The 17,601-nt window shown below is 69.6% G+C and carries 20 protein-coding genes; 16 read left to right on the top strand and 4 right to left on the bottom strand.

The genetic code is table 11. From position 1 onward, the window contains the following. Positions 1-41: 41 nt before the first annotated feature. Both epsC and cysK read right to left on the bottom strand, forming a co-directional pair. Positions 42-620, bottom strand: a complete 579-nt coding sequence (gene epsC, locus ACWGPE_RS13895; protein ID WP_231431489.1) for a serine O-acetyltransferase EpsC — start codon at positions 618-620, stop codon at positions 42-44. Between the two features lie 4 nt (positions 621-624). Next, complete coding sequence (cysK, locus tag ACWGPE_RS13890; RefSeq protein ID WP_231431488.1) at positions 625-1,560, bottom strand: cysteine synthase A; 936 nt, start codon at positions 1,558-1,560, stop codon at positions 625-627. A gap of 85 nt (positions 1,561-1,645) precedes the next feature. Between cysK and prmC the strand changes: the two genes are divergently transcribed. Then, entirely contained in the window at positions 1,646-2,527 is an 882-nt protein-coding gene (gene prmC, locus ACWGPE_RS13885) for a peptide chain release factor N(5)-glutamine methyltransferase (RefSeq protein WP_231431487.1), read from the top strand. A gap of 1 nt (position 2,528) precedes the next feature. Here the strand turns inward: prmC and ACWGPE_RS13880 are convergent, their stop codons facing one another. Continuing rightward, the gene (locus ACWGPE_RS13880) at positions 2,529-3,524 is read right to left on the bottom strand and encodes a TetR/AcrR family transcriptional regulator (RefSeq protein ID WP_231431486.1); all 996 of its coding nucleotides are present in this window, start codon (positions 3,522-3,524) and stop codon (positions 2,529-2,531) included. A gap of 150 nt (positions 3,525-3,674) precedes the next feature. Here ACWGPE_RS13880 and ACWGPE_RS13875 point away from each other — a divergent pair, with 150 nt between their 5' ends. From ACWGPE_RS13875 to ACWGPE_RS13805, 15 genes are all read left to right on the top strand, one after another. Then, positions 3,675-4,598, top strand: a complete 924-nt coding sequence (locus tag ACWGPE_RS13875; RefSeq protein WP_231431485.1) for an ATP-binding cassette domain-containing protein — start codon at positions 3,675-3,677, stop codon at positions 4,596-4,598. A 12-nt stretch (positions 4,599-4,610) separates the two neighbouring features. Then, the gene (locus ACWGPE_RS13870; protein ID WP_231431484.1) at positions 4,611-5,432 is read left to right on the top strand and encodes an ABC transporter permease; all 822 of its coding nucleotides are present in this window, start codon (positions 4,611-4,613) and stop codon (positions 5,430-5,432) included. Between the two features lie 88 nt (positions 5,433-5,520). Next, positions 5,521-6,348: an L-threonylcarbamoyladenylate synthase gene (locus ACWGPE_RS13865; protein WP_231431483.1), complete on the top strand. Its 828-nt coding sequence runs from the start codon at positions 5,521-5,523 to the stop codon at positions 6,346-6,348. Further along, complete coding sequence (locus tag ACWGPE_RS13860) at positions 6,345-7,610, top strand: MraY family glycosyltransferase (RefSeq protein ID WP_231431482.1); 1,266 nt, start codon at positions 6,345-6,347, stop codon at positions 7,608-7,610. Before ACWGPE_RS13865 ends, ACWGPE_RS13860 begins: the two co-directional genes overlap by 4 nt. Further along, positions 7,607-8,089, top strand: a complete 483-nt coding sequence (locus tag ACWGPE_RS13855; RefSeq protein WP_376931117.1) for a hypothetical protein — start codon at positions 7,607-7,609, stop codon at positions 8,087-8,089. Before ACWGPE_RS13860 ends, ACWGPE_RS13855 begins: the two co-directional genes overlap by 4 nt. Before the next feature lie 167 nt (positions 8,090-8,256). Next, on the top strand, positions 8,257-9,054 hold the full coding sequence (gene atpB, locus ACWGPE_RS13850) for a F0F1 ATP synthase subunit A (protein WP_231432362.1): 798 nt from the start codon (positions 8,257-8,259) through the stop codon (positions 9,052-9,054). A 55-nt stretch (positions 9,055-9,109) separates the two neighbouring features. Beyond that, entirely contained in the window at positions 9,110-9,346 is a 237-nt protein-coding gene (gene atpE, locus ACWGPE_RS13845) for an ATP synthase F0 subunit C (RefSeq protein WP_231431480.1), read from the top strand. Between the two features lie 28 nt (positions 9,347-9,374). After that, positions 9,375-9,935, top strand: coding sequence for a F0F1 ATP synthase subunit B (locus tag ACWGPE_RS13840; protein ID WP_231431479.1), 561 nt, complete (start codon positions 9,375-9,377; stop codon positions 9,933-9,935). 3 nt (positions 9,936-9,938) lie between these two features. After that, on the top strand, positions 9,939-10,733 hold the full coding sequence (locus ACWGPE_RS13835) for a F0F1 ATP synthase subunit delta (protein ID WP_231431478.1): 795 nt from the start codon (positions 9,939-9,941) through the stop codon (positions 10,731-10,733). Between the two features lie 92 nt (positions 10,734-10,825). Then, positions 10,826-12,466 (top strand): F0F1 ATP synthase subunit alpha, encoded by a 1,641-nt coding sequence (atpA, locus tag ACWGPE_RS13830; protein WP_231431477.1) that lies wholly within the window; start codon positions 10,826-10,828, stop codon positions 12,464-12,466. Between the two features lie 46 nt (positions 12,467-12,512). Then, positions 12,513-13,409, top strand: a complete 897-nt coding sequence (locus tag ACWGPE_RS13825; protein ID WP_231431476.1) for a F0F1 ATP synthase subunit gamma — start codon at positions 12,513-12,515, stop codon at positions 13,407-13,409. 23 nt (positions 13,410-13,432) lie between these two features. After that, positions 13,433-14,887 (top strand): F0F1 ATP synthase subunit beta, encoded by a 1,455-nt coding sequence (atpD, locus tag ACWGPE_RS13820; protein ID WP_231431475.1) that lies wholly within the window; start codon positions 13,433-13,435, stop codon positions 14,885-14,887. Positions 14,888-14,889: 2 nt separating this feature from the next. Further along, positions 14,890-15,150, top strand: coding sequence for a F0F1 ATP synthase subunit epsilon (locus tag ACWGPE_RS13815; protein WP_231431474.1), 261 nt, complete (start codon positions 14,890-14,892; stop codon positions 15,148-15,150). A gap of 10 nt (positions 15,151-15,160) precedes the next feature. Next, positions 15,161-15,733: an AAA family ATPase gene (locus ACWGPE_RS13810; protein WP_231431473.1), complete on the top strand. Its 573-nt coding sequence runs from the start codon at positions 15,161-15,163 to the stop codon at positions 15,731-15,733. Further along, the gene (locus ACWGPE_RS13805) at positions 15,733-16,494 is read left to right on the top strand and encodes a YaaA family protein (RefSeq protein ID WP_231431472.1); all 762 of its coding nucleotides are present in this window, start codon (positions 15,733-15,735) and stop codon (positions 16,492-16,494) included. Before ACWGPE_RS13810 ends, ACWGPE_RS13805 begins: the two co-directional genes overlap by 1 nt. Before the next feature lie 218 nt (positions 16,495-16,712). Here ACWGPE_RS13805 and ACWGPE_RS13800 read toward each other — a convergent pair whose 3' ends face one another. Beyond that, positions 16,713-17,525: a M57 family metalloprotease gene (locus ACWGPE_RS13800; RefSeq protein WP_231431471.1), complete on the bottom strand. Its 813-nt coding sequence runs from the start codon at positions 17,523-17,525 to the stop codon at positions 16,713-16,715. Positions 17,526-17,601 lie beyond the last annotated feature (76 nt).

Raw genomic sequence — 17,601 nt, 5'->3', positions numbered from 1 at the left:
GGATGCCTCGGGGCCGGCCCCGAGGCATCCGTCGTCTGCGATCAGATGTGCCAGTCGTGCACGCCGCGCGCCGCGTCGGCCGTCGCGTGCGAGAGCGGGCGCACGGTCGCGGGCACGCCGACGACGAGCGAGTGCGGGGGAGCGCCGCGGGTCACCACGGCGTTCGCGCCGACGGCGCTCCACGCGCCGATCGTGATGTCGCCGAGGATCTTCGCCCCGGCCCCCACGGTGACGCCCTCCTCGAGGGTCGGGTGGCGCTTGGTGCCCGGCGGGGTGTGCCTGGGCGCCTTCCCGCCGAGGGTGACGCCGTGGTAGAGCATCACGTCGTCGCCGACGACGGCGGTCTCGCCGATGACGACGCCCATTCCGTGGTCGATGAAGAACCGGCGCCCGATGGTCGCGCCGGGGTGGATCTCGATGCCCGTCAGGAATCGGGCGAACTGCGAGATGAGCCGGGCTGGGAACCGCCAGCCGGCGACCCACATGCGATGGGTGAGCCGGTATGTCCAGATGGCGTGCAGGCCCGAGTACACGAGGAAGACCTCGAGGCCGCTCCGTGCCGCGGGGTCGTGGGCACGGGCGGTCTTGAGGTCTTCCTTCAGGCGCGAGCGGATCGTCACGCGATCAGTCAAGCAGACCCTCGTACAGGACGGTCGAGAGATACCGCTCGCCGTAGCTCGCGACGATCACGACGATGGTCTTGCCGGCGTTCTCGGGACGCTTGGCGAGCTCGAGGGCGGCGTACACCGTCGCACCCGACGAGATGCCGCCGAGGATGCCCTCCTCCTGACCGAGCCGGCGCGCGGTCGCGACGGCCTGGTCGATGTTGACGTCGAGCACCTCGTCGTAGACGGTGCGGTCGAGCACGTCGGGTACGAAGTTCGCGCCGATGCCCTGGATCTTGTGCGGGCCGGGCTGGCCGCCGTTGAGGATGGGCGACTCGGCCGGCTCGACCGCGACGACCTGCACCTCGGGCTTCCGCTCCTTGAGCACCTGGCCGACGCCCGAGATGGTGCCGCCGGTGCCGATGCCCGCGACGAAGATGTCGACGCCGCCGTCGGTGTCGTCCCAGACCTCCTCGGCCGTCGTGCGGCGGTGGATCTCGACGTTGGCCTGGTTCTCGAACTGGCGGGCGAGGATCGCGCCGGGGGTCGAGGCGGCGAGCTCCTCGGCCTTCGCGACGGCGCCCTTCATGCCCTCGGAGCCCGGGGTGAGCACGAGCTCGGCGCCGTACGCCTTGAGCAGCGACTTGCGCTCCTTCGACATGGTCTCGGGCATCGCGAGGATGACCTTGTAGCCCCGCGCCGCGCCGATCGCGGCGAGGGCGATGCCCGTGTTGCCGCTCGTGCCCTCGACGATGGTGCCGCCGGGCTTCAGCTCGCCCGATGCCTCGGCGGCGTCGACGATGCCCACGCCCAGGCGGTCCTTGACGCTCGCGGAGGGATTGTAGAACTCGAGCTTCGCGAGCACGGTCGCACCGGCGCCCTCGGTGAGGCGGTTCAGTCGGACGAGCGGCGTGCGGCCGAACGCCTGCGTGATGTTGTCGTAGATCTGAGCCATGGTCGGGCCTTTCTCGAGGGGCGGTGCGAGCGTGCCCAGCCTATGGGCGCGGCCGGGGCCGTGGGCGTGCGTTACATTCCATTGCGTGGATGCACCCGTTGAACAGCCAGGCCGGTCGCTGCGCGAGGTGCGCGACGAGATCGCGGCGACGCTCGCCTCGGCGGGCGTGCCCGACCCCGACGTCGACGCGGAGCTCCTCATCGGGCACGTGCTCGGGCTGAGCCGAGGCGGGGTGCAGGCGCGTCTCGTCGTCGGCGTCACGATCGAGACCGAGGATGCCTCGGCGCTCGCGTCGCTCGTCGCGCGGCGTGCCCGGCGCGAGCCGCTGCAGCACCTGACCGGCCGGGCGGCGTTCCGTTCGCTCGAGCTCTCGGTCGGCCCCGGCGTGTTCGTGCCGCGGCCGGAGACCGAGGGCGTCGCGCAGCTCGCGATCGACGCGCTGCGGGCGGCGGCCGAGCCAGAGCCGATCGGCGTCGACCTCGGCACGGGATCGGGCGCCATCGCGCTCGCGCTCGCGACCGAGGTGCCGCACGCGCGGGTCTGGGCGGTCGAGAAGTCGCCCGAGGCGTACGTGTGGACGCGCCGCAACGTCGAGGAAGTGGGGGCGCCGAACCTCGAGCTCGTCTTCGGCGACCTCGCCGACGCGCTGCCCGAGCTCGACGGCCGGGTCTCGGTCGTCGCGTCGAATCCGCCGTACATCCCGCTCGGCGCGATCCCGCGCGATCCCGAGGTGCGCCTCCACGACCCCGAGGCCGCGCTCTACGGCGGGGTCGACGGGCTCGACGTCGTGCGGGTGCTCTCGCAGCGCGCGCTCGCGCTGCTCCGGCCGGGCGGCGTGCTCGTGATCGAGCACGGCGAGGCGCAGTCGGCCGACATCGCCGCGATCCTCGCCGCCGACGGATGGCGCGCGATCGCCCACCACCGGGACCTGACGGGGCGCGACCGGGCGACGACCGCCCTGCGCTGAGCTACTTCGCCCGTTCGGCCTTCTCGCGCGCGGCCTTCTCGCGCTCGAGGGCGTGCTTGATCGCCTCGCGCTCGCGCTTCTGCGCCTCACGGAGCGCCTTCTGCGCCTCGCGCACCGACTTCTCGGCCTCGCGCCTGGCCTTCGCGGCGTCGCGCACGCGCTGGTCGCGGGGCAGGTCGAGCTGCGGTGGGAGCTCGGGAAGCGGCTCGGGCTCGGCGGGGGCGGTCGTGCCGCCCTGGTGGTCGACGTGGTGCTCGATGCCGTCGAGGATGCGGAGGAGCCCGAACGAGAAGTCCTCGTCCGTCTCGCCGGGGTGGGTGCCGGGCTCGGCGACGTACCCGCCGGCGGCGAGGAGCGGGCTCAGGTACGGGAATCGCTCAGGGGTCACGAGCTCCGAGAGTGCGGCGAAGGCGCTCTCGCCGGTGACCTCGCGCGGGTCTGCGGCCGCCTCGGCGGCGGCCCGGAGGTCGCGGTCCTGCGCACTGGTCGCGCGGGCGTAGCTCGTGAGCAGCAGCAGGGCCGACATCTTCTCGCCGTCGCTGAGCGGGAGGTCGCGGACCTCGCGCAGGAACCAGTCCACGATGAGCAGGCTGTTCGGCGTGATTGGGGCTCCCGAGATCGGGATGTCGACGAGCCACGGGTGCTCGCGGTAGGCGGCGCGCATGGCGAGCACCCACGCGGTCACGCCATCGCGCCAGGCACGCTCGACGTGCTCGTCCGGCACGGGCGGCTCGACGGCGCCCTCCTGCATCAGCAGGATCAGGTCGTCCTTGCTCGTCACGTACCGGTAGAGCGACATCGTGGTGAATCCGAGCGACGCGGCGACCCGGCTCATCGACACCGCCCCGATGCCCTCGGCATCCGCGATCTCGATCGCGGCGTCGACGATGCGCTCGATCGAGAGCTCGCGCTTCGGGCCGCGCTGCGGGTGGGCGGCGACGCCCCAGGCCAGGGCGACGCCGCGGGGGAGTTCGGGGTCGGCTCGCTCGTCGCTCATTCGGCTCCAGTCGGTCGGCGTCGGCCGGCTCGGGCCGGCTTCGGGTTGACCTCAGTCTAGAACTGTGTATTACTTAAACAACAGTGCATGACATAAACAGTTTGCGCCATACGCAACAGTGGTGCGAATCCCGACCGACAGGAGCACGACATGCAACTCGCCATCGAAGCGCGGGGCCTGCGCAAGGCCTTCGGCCGCACCGAGGTGCTCGCGGGCCTCGACCTCGCGGTCCCCGCCGGCAGCGTCTTCGCGCTGCTCGGGCCGAACGGCGCCGGCAAGACGACGACCATCAACATCCTCACGACCCTCGTGGCGCCCGACTCCGGCACCGCCGCGGTCATGGGTCGCGATCTGCTGCGCGAGCCGGCCGCGGTGCAGCAGTGCATCGCCCTGACGGGCCAGGCGGCCGCCGTCGACGAGGTGCTCACGGCGCGCGAGAACCTCGTGATGATGGGCCGGCTCTCGGGGCTCGCCCGGCGCGACGCCCGGCTCCGCGCGACCGAGCTCATCGCGCGCTTCGACCTCGAGCAGGCCGCCGACCGCCGGGTCGCCACCTACTCCGGCGGCATGCGTCGCCGACTCGACCTCGCCCTGAGCCTCGTCGTGCAGGTGCCGGTGCTCTTCCTCGACGAGCCGACGACCGGTCTCGACACCCGCAGCCGCCAGGAGCTCTGGGCCGTCATCCGCTCGCTCGCCGACGCGGGTACGACCATCTTCCTCACGACGCAGTACCTGGAGGAGGCCGACCGGCTGGCCGATCGCATCGCCGTGCTCGACCGCGGGCGCATCGCCGCCGAGGGCACGGCCGACGAGCTCAAGTCGCGGGTCGGCGGCGATGTGGTCGAGCTGCGCGACGCCGACGGCGTGCTGCTCCGCGAACTGCCCACCGACGGCAGCGTGCACGGGCTGCGGGCCGCCATCGACGAGCTCGACCGGGCCGCCCTCGCCGGGGCCGACGGCGTCCAGGTGACCATCCGCCGGCCGAGCCTCGACGACGTGTTCCTCGCCATCACGGCCGATCGTCCGGCGGCGGCGGCCGAGGCATCCGCCCCCGAACTCATCGCCACGAACTGAACGGAGCCCGACATGACCACGCTCACCGCAGCCCGTGCCGCCGCCGGGCCCGACGCCGTCGCACATCGTCCGCGCGTGCGCGGCTTCACCGCCGAGCGGGTGTTCATCACCCGCAGCTTCATCCACACCATCCGCGACGTCGACACAATGATGATGGCCGTCCTGCTGCCGACGATGCTCATGCTGATGTTCACCTACATCTTCGGCAACGCGATCGACCCGTCGGGCGGGTACGTCGACTACGTCGTTCCCGGCATCATCCTGCTGTGCGCCGGATTCGGCGCCTCCACGACCGCGATCTCCGTCTCGCGAGACATGTCGACGGGCATCATCGACCGGTTCCGCACGATGCCGCTGCGCAGCGGCGCGGTGCTCACGGGCCACGTCGCCGTGAGCCTCGTGCGAAACCTCATCGCCACGGCGATCGTGATCGGCGTGGCCCTGCTCGTCGGGTTCCGGCCGTCGGCGACCCCGCTCGAATGGCTCGCCGCCTTCGGCATGGTCGCGCTGTACATCCTCACGATCACGTACCTCTTCGCCGCGATCGGGCTCGCCGCACCGTCACCGGAGGCGGCGAGCGGCTACGGCTTCATCCTGCTGTTCCTGCCGTACGTGTCGAGCGCGTTCGTGCCGGTCGACACGATGCCCGAGTGGCTCCAGTGGGTCGCCGAGAACCAGCCGATCACCCCGGTCATCGAGACGATCCGCGCCCTGCTCATGGGCACGCCGGTCGGCGATTCCGCGTGGTGGGCGGTCGGCTGGTGCGCCGCGATCATCGCGATCGCCGCGGCCTGGGGAGCGTGGCTGTTCCGCCGCAAGTCCGGCCGCCGCTGAGCGGCGCGGCGTCGCGTCGGATGCCTCGGGCCCGTGCGGCCCGAGGCATCCGATCGTGGCCCGGCGCTGGTCTAGAATCGGGCAGGTCATGACTGCCACCTACGACTGCTCGGTCGACTCCCAGCTGCTCACCGGCATGCGACTCGCGCGGGGCGCGATCGGGCGCGGCGAACTCGTCGTGCTGCCGACCGACACGGTGTACGGCGTCGCCGCCGACGCGTTCAACGCGAAAGCGGTCGCGCGCCTGCTCGAGGCCAAGGGCCGCGAGCGCACGTCGCCGCCGCCCGTGCTCATCCCCGGACTGCCGACCCTCGACGCACTGGCGACCGAGGTGCCGCCCGCCGTGCGCGACCTGGTCGCCGAGTTCTGGCCGGGCGGGCTCACCGTCATCCTCCGCGCCCAGCCGTCGCTCCAGTGGGACCTCGGCGAGACCCGCGGCACCGTCGCGCTGCGCATGCCCGCGAACCCGATCGCCCTCGAGCTCCTCTCCGAGACCGGTCCGCTCGCGGTCTCGTCGGCCAACCTCTCGGGCCTGCCGTCGGCGACCACCGCCGGGGCCGCGGTCGAGATGCTCGGCGAATCGGTCGCCGTCTATCTCGACGGGGGCGAGGCCGGCACCGGCTACGAGGCCATCGGCGACCGGCCGGGCGACACGTCGTCGACGATCGTCGACGCCACCGGGCTCACCGAGTCGGGCGGCGTGCTGCGCATCGTGCGCGCGGGCGTCGTGTCGCGCGAGCGCATCGCCGCGGTCGTGGGGGAGGAGCTGCTCGAGCCCGCCGACGACGAGCCCGAGGCGTCCGAGCAGCTCGCGGACGAGGCATCCGCGCCCGTTGACGGTGGCGCGCCCGCTGACGGTGCCGCGCCCGCCGAGGGTTCCGCGCCCGCCGACGACGCGGACGCCGCCGTCTCATGACCCTGTTCCTCACCCTCGCGCTGCTCGCCGCGCTCGTCACGTTCGGCGGCTCGATCCTCGTCTGGAAGCTGAGCCTCAAGTACCGGCTGTACCCGAAGATCCGCGAGCGCGACGTGCACACCCGTCCGACGCCCCGGCTCGGCGGCGTCGCGATGTTCGTCGGCGTGCTCGTGGCGATCGGCGCGGCGGCGTTCATCTCGACGCTCGGCATCCAGCGGTTCGCGAACGTCGCGATCATCTTCCAGAACCCCGCGCAGATGCTCGCGATCCTCGGCGCGGCGCTGCTCATCGTGCTCATCGGCGTCGCCGACGACATCTGGGACCTCGACTGGACGACGAAGCTCGCCGGGCAGTTCATCGCCGCCGGGCTGATCGCCTGGCAGGGCGTGTCCATCGTGTCGCTGCCGATCGCCGGCATCACGCTCATCCCGTCGTGGGTCAGTGCGACGCTCACCGTGTTCACGATCGTGCTCGTGATGAACGCGGTCAACTTCATCGACGGCCTCGACGGGCTCGTCGCAGGCGTCTCGCTCATCGCGAACGGCGTGTTCTTCCTCTACACCTACCTGCTCGTGCAGCAGACGTCGCCCCTCAACTACTTCAACCTCGCGTCGCTGCTCGCGGTCGTCGTCGTGGGGGCGTGCGCCGGGTTCCTGCCGCTCAACTGGCACCCCGCGAAGCTCTTCATGGGCGACGCGGGGGCCCTCCTCATCGGCCTGCTCATGGCGACCTCGGCGATCGCGGTGACCGGCCAGATCAACCCGGTCGGCGTCGGCTTCAGCGAGCTGTTCGCCGCGTTTATGCCGATCATCCTGCCGTTCGTGGTGCTGATCATCCCGTTGCTCGATTTCGGCATGGCCGTCATCCGGCGCCTGCGCGCGGGCAAGTCGCCGTTCGCGGCCGACCGGAAGCACCTCCACCACCGGCTGCTCGACATGGGGCACTCCCACCTCAACGCGGTGCTCATCCTGTACGGCTGGACGGCGGTCGCCTCGGTCGGATGCCTCCTGACGTACGTGCTGCCCGTCTACTTCCACCTCAGCACGTGGTGGGCGTTCGTGTTCCTCGGCGTGGGCTTCCTCGCGTGCACGATCATCACGCTCGCCCCGCTCGGGCGGCGCAAGCGGCTGACGGTCGCCGCCGAGGAGCGCCCGTCGACGGCGACGCCCGCTGGGCCCGCCGCTACCGGGCCCGACGCCCCGATCGACGAACTCGCAGGTTCGTCCTCGGTAGAATCGGGCGACCCCTCGACTGGAGCATGATGACCGACGCCCGGCCCGAACCCGCCGACCGAACCCCCACCTCGAACCCCGTGCTGAAGCGCGCACTCGCGTGGGGTGGAGTGCTCGCGGCGGTGATCCTCGTCGTGAGCGCCGTGCTCGGCTACGTCTTCGCCGGCATGCCCGGCCTCTGGGGTGGTCTCATCGGCACGCTCATGGCGGTCGTGTTCATGGGCATCACCGCGGGCAGCATCCTCGTGGCGAACCGGTTCGCCGGGAGCGACCTGTTCGTCGGCATCTTCTTCGGAATCGTGCTCGGCGGATGGTTGCTCAAGTTCGTCCTCTTCATCGTGCTCGTGTTCGTCCTGCGAGGCGCCTCATGGCTCGACCCGATGGTCGTGTTCCTGAGCCTCGTGGCGGGCGTCATCGCCTCGCTCGTGGTCGACGTGCTCGTCGTCGCGAAGTCGCGACTGCCGTACGCGAGCGACGTCGAACTGCCGAAGGCGCCCGAGGACGAATAAGCTTCGATTCCGAATTCGTCTGCTCGTAGAAGTCTTGCTAGAGTAATGGCGATCCCCCACGGTTTTCGCCCTGCTCAGGCCTGTGCGAAATCCGTTTCCGATGTTCGTCGTCGCGAGAGCCCCTGCTCCACGCCCCGAAACAGGAGAGAGCCCTGCTAGCACACGCTCTGAACCAGCTGGTTCTGACCGCCGCCGACGAAGGCGGATTCCACGGGCCCAGTCTCGACGAGTTCTTCCCCGAAATCTTCCTCTTCGAGGGCACGCCGTTCGCGATCAACCGGGTCATGATGGTCCGCATCATCGCGATCATCGCGCTGCTCGTGATCTTCTGGCTCGGCACCCGCCGCATGCGGGTCGTGCCCGGGCGCTTCCAGAGCCTCGTGGAGATGGGCCTCGACCTCGTCCGCGTGAACATCTCCGACGATCTGCTCGGCAAGAAGGACGGCAAGCGGTTCCTGCCGATCCTCACGACGATGTTCTTCATGATCCTGTTCATGAACCTGACGGGCATCTTCCCCGGCCTGAACATCGCGGGCACCTCGGTCATCGGCGTGCCGTTCGTGCTCGCGGCGATCTCGTACGTCACGTTCATCTACGCGGGCGTCAAGAAGAGTCCCGCGAACTTCTTCAAGAACGCGCTGTTCCCCGCGGGCGTGCCGTGGCCGGTGTACTTCATCGTCACCCCGATCGAGTTCATCTCGACGTTCATCATCCGACCGGTGACGCTGACGCTCCGACTCCTGATGAACATGCTCGTCGGCCACATGCTGCTCGTGCTCTGCTTCTCGGCGACCTGGTTCTTCCTGTTCTCGGCGCCCGGCTGGTTCAAGCTCATGGGCGTCGGCACCTTCGCCTTCGGGTTCGCCTTCACGGTGTTCGAGATCCTCGTCGCGGTGCTCCAGGCGTACGTCTTCACCGTGCTGACGGCGGTCTACATCCAGCTGGCCGTCGCCGAAGAGCACTGATCGCACGACTCGGGCATCCCCGCCCACAACTCCACCACAACGAAAGGTAAACAACGTGGACGCAACGACCGTTCTCGCGGAGATCAACGGACACATCGCCTCGGTCGGTTACGGCCTCGCAGCCATCGGCCCGGCCATCGGCGTGGGCATCGTCGTCGGCAAGACGATCGAGGGCGTCGCTCGCCAGCCCGAGCTCGCCGGCCGCCTGCAGGTCCTGATGTGGATCGGTATCGCCTTCACCGAGGCGCTCGCCTTCGTCGGCATCGCCGTCGCCTTCATCCCGTTCCCGTAAACCCTCCAGCCCCGCGAGGAGTCAACACATGCTTCACTCTGTAGTGAGCGCCGCGGAGGAGAGTACGACGCGCAACCCGCTGATCCCCGAGGTCTACGACCTCGTCTGGTCGGGGGTCATCTTCGTCATCCTCCTCCTCTTCTTCTGGAAGTACGTGCTTCCGCGCGTCCAGAAGCTGCTCGACGAGCGTGCTGAGGCGATCGAAGGCAACATCGCGAAGGCCGACGAGGCCCAGCGCAAGGCCGAGGCGGCCCTCGAGGAGTACACCGCCCAGCTCGCCGACGCGCGCACCGAGGCCGGACGCATCCGCGAGACGGCCCGCGAAGACGGCAAGAAGATCGTCGCCGAGGCGAAGGACACCGCCGTCGCCGAAGCCGCTCGCGTCACCGCGAGCGCCCAGGCGCAGATCGAGGCCGAGCGCCAGAGCGCGCTCGTCTCGCTCCGCTCCGAGGTGGGCACGCTGGCGATCGACCTCGCGTCGGGCGTCATCGGCGAGTCGCTCTCCGACGACGCGAAGGCGACCGCGGTCGTCGATCGCTTCCTCGCCGACCTGGAGGCCTCCGAGGCGGCCGCCGGAGGGAAGAAGTAATCCATGGGTAGCGCTACGAGAGAGGCCCTGGCCGGGTCGCGGGCTGCGCTCGCCGAGCTCGGCCGGGCCGAACTTCCGGTCGCCGAGGGCCTCCTCGCCGCCGGCCGGGTGATCGGTTCGTCCGCGCAGCTGCGCACGGCGCTCACCGACGCCGAAGCCGACGTCGCCCAGAAGCGCGCGCTCGTCGAGCGCGTGTTCGGATCGCAGCTTCCGGCCGAGTCGGTCGCACTGCTCGTGACCGCGGCGACGCGCCGCTGGTCGTCGGGCGACGACTTCCTCGCGGGTGTCGAAGACCTCGGCTACCGCGTCGCGGCCGACTCCGCCGCGAAGGGCGTCGACATCGACGCCGAGCTCTTCGCGTTCGACCGTACGGTCGCGTCCGACTCCGAGCTCGAGCTCGCGCTCGGTTCGAAGCTCAGCGCGCCCGAGGCGAAGACGCGGCTCGTCAACCGGCTGCTCGACGGCAAGGCCGCGCCGCAGACCGTCGCGATCGTGCGCCATCTCGTCGAGCAGCCCCGCGGCCGTCGCATCGGCGAGGCGCTCAGGCACGCGGCATCCGTCGTGGCCGACCAGCGCGGGTTCGACGTGGCGACCGTCACGACCGCCGTCCCGCTCTCGGCCGAGCAGCTCGGTCGCCTCGAGCAGGGCCTCGCCGCCCAGGCCGGGCGCCCCATCCGATTCGACACGATCGTCGACCCCGCCCTCATCGGCGGAGTCCGCATCCAGATCGGCGACGACGTCATCGACGGCAGCGTCGCCAGCCGCCTCGGCTCGCTGAGGCAGAAGCTTGCCGGCTGACGCCGGTTGAAACCACGACCGGCGTGCAGCGCCGCCACACAGAGAAGCTGAAACCGGCGCCCACACGGCCCGGCCCAGAAAAGGAAATGGCAATGGCAGAACTCTCCATCAGCCCCGACGAGATCCGTTCGGCTCTCTCGGAGTTCGTCTCGTCGTACGAGCCGGGCCAGGCGCAGAAGACCGAGGTCGGGTACGTCACCGACGCCGCCGACGGCATCGCGCACGTGGGCGGTCTCCCGTCGGTCATGGCGAACGAGCTCGTTCGCTTCGCCGACGGCACGCTCGGCCTCGCGCTCAACCTCGAAGAGGACGAGATCGGCGTCGTCGTGCTCGGCGAGTTCACCGGCATCGAAGAGGGCATGGAGGTGACCCGCACGGGCGAGGTCCTCTCGGTGCCCGTGGGCGAGGGCTACCTCGGCCGCGTCGTCGACCCGCTCGGCAACCCGATCGACGGTCTCGGCGAGATCACCGGCATCGAGGGCCGCCGCGCCCTCGAGCTGCAGGCGCCCGGCGTCATGCAGCGCAAGTCGGTGCACGAGCCGCTCCAGACCGGCATCAAGGCCATCGACGCGATGATTCCGGTCGGCCGCGGCCAGCGCCAGCTCATCATCGGCGACCGCCAGACCGGCAAGACCGCGATCGCGATCGACACGATCATCAACCAGAAGGCGAACTGGGAGTCCGGCGACCCGTCGAAGCAGGTCCGCTGCATCTACGTCGCGATCGGCCAGAAGGGCTCGACCATCGCCTCGGTGAAGGGCGCCCTCGAAGACGCCGGCGCGATGGAGTACACCACCATCGTCGCCGCCCCGGCCTCCGACCCGGCGGGCTTCAAGTACCTCGCGCCGTACACCGGCTCGGCCATCGGCCAGCACTGGATGTACGACTCGAAGCACGTCCTCATCATCTTCGACGACCTGTCGAAGCAGGCCGAGGCGTACCGCGCCGTGTCGCTCCTCCTCCGCCGCCCGCCGGGCCGTGAGGCGTACCCCGGTGACGTCTTCTACCTGCACTCGCGTCTCCTCGAGCGTTGCGCCAAGCTCTCCGACGAGCTCGGCGCCGGTTCGATGACGGGCCTCCCGATCATCGAGACCAAGGCGAACGACGTCTCGGCCTACATCCCGACGAACGTGATCTCGATCACCGACGGCCAGATCTTCCTCCAGTCCGACCTCTTCAACGCGAACCAGCGCCCGGCCGTCGACGTCGGCATCTCGGTCTCGCGAGTCGGTGGCGACGCGCAGGTCAAGTCGATCAAGTCGGTCTCGGGCACGCTGAAGCTCGAGCTCGCCCAGTACCGCTCGCTCGAGGCCTTCGCGATGTTCGCCTCCGACCTCGACGCGGCGAGCCGTCGCCAGCTCGCCCGCGGCGCGCGCCTGACCGAGCTGCTCAAGCAGCCGCAGTACTCGCCGTACCCCGTCGAAGACCAGGTCGTCTCGATCTGGGCCGGCACGAAGGGCCACCTCGACGAGGTTCCGGTCGAGGACATCCTCCGCTTCGAGGCCGAGTTCCTCGACTACCTGCGCCGCAACACCGACGTGCTCGACGTGCTCCGCTCGACGAACAAGCTCGAGGACGAGACCATCTCGAAGCTCGAGTCGTCGGTCTCGACCTTCAAGGGCGAGTTCCAGACCGGCGAGGGCAAGCCGCTCGCCTCGGTCGGCTCGGAGCAGTTCGAGGCCATCGCCGCCGAAGACGTCAACCAGGAGAAGATCGTCAAGGGTCGCCGCTGAGGCGATCGGACGATCTGAACCGCTGACGTAGGGATACAGGAGAGACATGGGAGCGCAACTTCGGGTCTACCGGCAGAAGATCAAGTCTGCCCAGACGACGAAGAAGATCACCAAGGCGATGGAGCTCATCGCCGCCTCGCGCATCCAGAAGGCGCAGGCGAGGGTGGCGGCTTCGACGCCGTACTCGCGGGCGATCACCCGTGCCGTCTCGGCCGTGGCGACGTACTCGAACGTCGACCACGTGCTGACGACCGAGCCCGAGAAGATCGAGCGTGCGGCGATCGTGATCCTCACGAGCGACCGCGGCCTCGCCGGTGCGTTCAACTCGCAGGTGCTTCGCGAAGCGGAGGAGCTCGCCGAGCTCCTCCGCTCGCAGGGCAAGGAGGTCGTGTACTTCCTCGTCGGGCGCAAGGCGGTCGGGTACTTCCAGTTCCGGCACCGCGAGTTCGAGCAGGACTGGGTCGGATCGAGCGAGAGCCCCGAGTTCGAGCTGGCCAAGGAGATCGCGGACGCGGTGCTCGAGTCGTTCCTGCGCGACGCCTCCGACGGCGGCGTCGACGAGATCCACGTCGTCTACAACACCTTCGTCAGCATGATGACGCAGACCCCCACGGTCGTGCGTCTCCTGCCGCTCGAGGTCGTCGAAGGCGTCGAAGAGCCCGATGCCACGGTGCAGCCGCTGTACGAGTTCGAGCCCGACGTCGAGACCGTGCTCGACGGCCTGTTGCCGGTGTACATCGAGAGCCGCATCTTCAATGCCCTGCTGCAGTCGGCCGCCGCCAAGCACGCGGCCACGCAGAAGGCGATGAAGTCGGCGTCCGACAACGCCGACAAGCTCATCACCGACTACACCCGCCTGGCGAACAATGCCCGCCAGGCCGAGATCACGCAGCAGATCTCCGAGATCGTGGGCGGCGCGGACGCGCTCGTCGCCGCCAAGTAGCAATCCAGAAAGAGTGAGCAGAAATGACTGACACCATCGACATGGTCGCCGACCAGGCCGTCGCCGTCGGCCGCATCGCCCGCGTGACGGGCCCCGTCGTCGACATCGAGTTCCCGCACGACTCGATCCCCGAGATCTACAACGCCCTCCAGACCGACGTCACCATCGGCGGCACGACCACGACTCTGAACCTCGAGGTCGCGCAGCACCTGGGCGACGACGTCGTGCGTGCGATCGCCCTCAAGCCGACCGACGGCCTGGTCCGCGGCCAGGAGGTTCGCGACACCGGCGCCCCCATCTCGGTGCCCGTCGGCGACGTCACCAAGGGCAAGGTCTTCAACGTCATGGGCGAGGTGCTGAACCTCGAGCCCGGCGAGACCATCGAGGTCACCGAGCGCTGGCCGATCCACCGCAAGCCCCCGGCCTTCGACCAGCTCGAGTCGAAGACGCAGCTCTTCGAGACCGGCATCAAGTCGATCGACCTCCTCACCCCGTACGTGCAGGGTGGAAAGATCGGCCTCTTCGGCGGTGCGGGCGTCGGCAAGACCGTCCTCATCCAGGAGATGATCCAGCGCGTCGCGCAGGACCACGGCGGCGTGTCGGTGTTCGCCGGCGTCGGCGAGCGCACCCGTGAGGGCAACGACCTCATCCACGAGATGGAGGAGGCGGGCGTCTTCGACAAGACCGCCCTCGTCTTCGGCCAGATGGACGAGCCGCCCGGGACGCGTCTGCGCGTCGCCCTCTCGGCCCTCACGATGGCCGAGTACTTCCGCGACGTGCAGAAGCAGGACGTGCTGCTCTTCATCGACAACATCTTCCGCTTCACCCAGGCGGGCTCCGAGGTGTCGACGCTGCTCGGCCGCATGCCCTCCGCTGTGGGCTACCAGCCGAACCTCGCCGACGAGATGGGCATCCTGCAGGAGCGCATCACCTCGACGCGCGGCCACTCGATCACCTCGCTGCAGGCGATCTACGTCCCGGCCGACGACTACACCGACCCGGCCCCGGCGACCACGTTCGCCCACCTCGACGCCACGACCGAGCTCTCGCGTGAGATCGCGTCGAAGGGTCTGTACCCCGCGATCGACCCGCTGACGTCGACGTCGCGCATCATGGACCCGCGCTACCTGGGCGCCGACCACTACCGCGTCGCGACCACGGTCAAGCAGATCCTCCAGAAGAACAAGGAACTGCAGGAGATCATCGCCATCCTCGGTGTCGACGAGCTCTCCGAGGAAGACAAGATCACCGTGGCCCGCGCGCGCCGGATCCAGCAGTTCCTTTCGCAGAACACCTACATGGCGAAGAAGTTCACGGGTGTCGAGGGTTCGACGGTCCCGCTGAAGGACACCATCGAGTCGTTCGACGCGATCGCCCGGGGCGACTTCGACCACGTCGCCGAGCAGGCGTTCTTCAACGTCGGCCCGATCTCCGACGTGGAAGAGAAGTGGGCGCAGATCCAGAAGGAGAACGGCTGAGCATGGCCGCCCTCAACGTGAGCGTCGTCTCGGCCGACCGCGAAGTGTGGTCGGGCGAGGCGGCCATGGTGGTCGCCAAGACCGTCGAAGGCGAGATCGGCATCCTCCCGGGGCACGAGCCGATGCTCGCGATCCTCGCGAGCGGCGAGGTGCGCGTCACCCTGCCGGGCGGCGAGAAGATCACCGCCTCGGCGGAAGACGGATTCCTCTCAGTCCAGTCCGATCAGGTGCAGGTCGTCGCGTCCCGCGCCGAACTCGCCTGAGGGGGAGCGGATGCCGGGGGAGCAACCGTTCGACCGTCAGTTCGGTGACCTGAGCGTCACCCAGCTCATCGTCATGGCCGGGCTGCCGGGTGCGGGCAAGTCGACGATCGCCCAGATCGTCGGCGCCCGCCTCGGCGCCACGGTCGTGTCGGTCGACCCGATCGAGTCGGCCATTCTGAAGGCCGGGATCGACGCCGACCAGCCCACCGGCCTCGCCGCGTACCTGGTCGCCGAGGAGATCGCCGAGAAGGAGCTCGCCTCCGGCCGAACCGTCATCGTCGACGCGGTGAACGCCGCGGAGGCGGCGCGACTGCAGTGGCGGGACCTCGCAGCCCGCACCGACGCCCGGCTCCGGGTGATCGAGGTCGTCTGCTCCGACGAAGCGCTGCACCGCTCGAGGCTCGAGAAGCGCGAGCGCGGCCTGCCGCACCTCGAGGAGACCACCTGGCGAGCCGTCGAGCAGAGCCTCGAGGGCTACGCCGCCTGGACCGGCCCGTCGTCGGCGCTTCCGCGCGTCACCATCGACAGCATCGAATCGCTGGGCACGAACGTCGAAGCCGCACTCGCATTCATCGGTTCGTAGTGCTGCTGCTTCTCCCGCCGTCCGAGACGAAGCGCGACGGCGGCCCCGGTGCGCCATTGTCGCTCGACGCGCTCTCCTTCGACGGCCTCCGAGAGCCGCGGGAGCAGCTGACCAGCGCTCTCGTCGACCTCGCGGCCGACCACGACGCGACGATGCGGGCGCTCAAGCTCGGACCGCGCCAAGCCGCCGAGGTCGCGCGCAACCGCGAGCTCGCCACGGCCCCGACGATGCCCGCGATCGACCGCTACACCGGTGTGCTCTTCGACGCCCTCGACGCGCCGACGCTCGACGACGCGGCTCGCGAGTTCGCCGCTCGCACGGTCATCGTGCATTCCGCACTCTTCGGCCTCGTCGGTGCGCTCGACCCGATTCCCGCATATCGGCTCTCGCACGACTCGCGAGTGCCCGGCGTGCGCCTCAAGTCGTTCTGGCGCGATCACCTCGCCGGCGTGCTGGAGCGCGAACCCGGTCTGATCATCGACCTCCGGTCGGAGGGCTATGCGGAGCTCGGCCCGGCGCCCGCCCGCCGGGACAGCGTGTACGTGCGCGTCGTCTCGATCGACGGCGCCGGCCGCAAGCGCGCCCTCAACCACTTCAACAAGCAGGCGAAGGGGCGCTTCACGCGGGCCGTGCTCGCTCGGCGCCCCGAGCTCGCCACCGTCGACGACCTGATCGACTGGGCAAAGGTCGAGGGGTTCTCGATGCGGCTCGGCGAAGACCGCGGGGCGACCCAGCCGCGCGAGGTCGAACTCGTCGCCTGAATCGCCGTCTCGCGATCCCGGGTCCGCCATCTCGCGAGTGCGACGGCTTCCTGCACCACCGACGCGTGCAGCCGCGCCCTGTGGCCCGCCACCGTGCACCGTGCACGAGGAGGAAGACGGGGGCGGGCCCGTTGCGCATCGCCTCGAGCTGAACGCTGGGTCCGGTCGAACACGACCGGACCCAGCAGACTCAGACGGGAGACCTCAGAAGCGGTGTCTCAGTTGCCGTAGAGTGCGACAACGCCCGCGCGGTCGCTGCTCGTCATGGACAGGTCGTCGGACGAGCCGTTGCACTGCGGGTAGTGCATGATCGACGCCGAGTCGTACGGCGTCAGCGGACGCCAGTTGTTGTCTTCGAAGCACGTGCCCGATTCGGGGCGCGTGTGCTCGTGCCGGAAGCCGAGGGTGTGGCCGAGCTCGTGGCCGAGGATGTTGGTCGGCGTCCAAGCGCCCGAGCTCCAGATCGAGTCGTCGATGAGCACGTTCTGCTGTCGGTCGGGCGAGCTCGGGAAGAAGGCGCGAGCGATGTACTGCGAGGTCTGCACCGGCTCGACCGAGAACAGGACCGACTTGTTGCGCGTCGTGCACTGGCTGTCGGCGCTGCTCACGTAGACGAAGTCGATCTTCGACGATGCGGACTCCCAAAGGGCGGCGCCGCTCGCCATCGCACTGACGACGTCGGCGTGACGAGTGCCGAACTTCGTGCTGACGCAATAGGTGAGGTTGCCCACCTGCGAAGCGGACCACTTGTCGTCGGCGCCGTTGACCGTGTTGACGATGAGGCCGTCGGTCGGCGTCTCGGGTCCGACGAGCTGCTCGTAGAACGACCGCAGGTCGCTCTGGCCCGAGATCAGTTCGTCTCCGTTGACGATGTAGCCGCCGTCGATGTCTCGGTACGTCGATGCCGCGAACTCCTGGTAGGAGGGGACGTCGGAATCGAGCGGGGTTGCGCCGGCAGCCGGGATGACGGTGCCGACAGTGAGCGCGGCAGCCGCGGTGGCGGCCAGCGCGAGCGTTCTCGTGAATCGCATGCAGTGCTCCTTCTATGATGAGCGTCTCCGCTCGCCCAGCCGGCGAGCGGCTTCGGATCGATGGTCCGGGCGTCGT

This window comes from Agromyces sp. NPDC055658, assembly GCF_053618155.1.
This window is presented reverse-complemented; position numbering and strand designations above follow the sequence as displayed.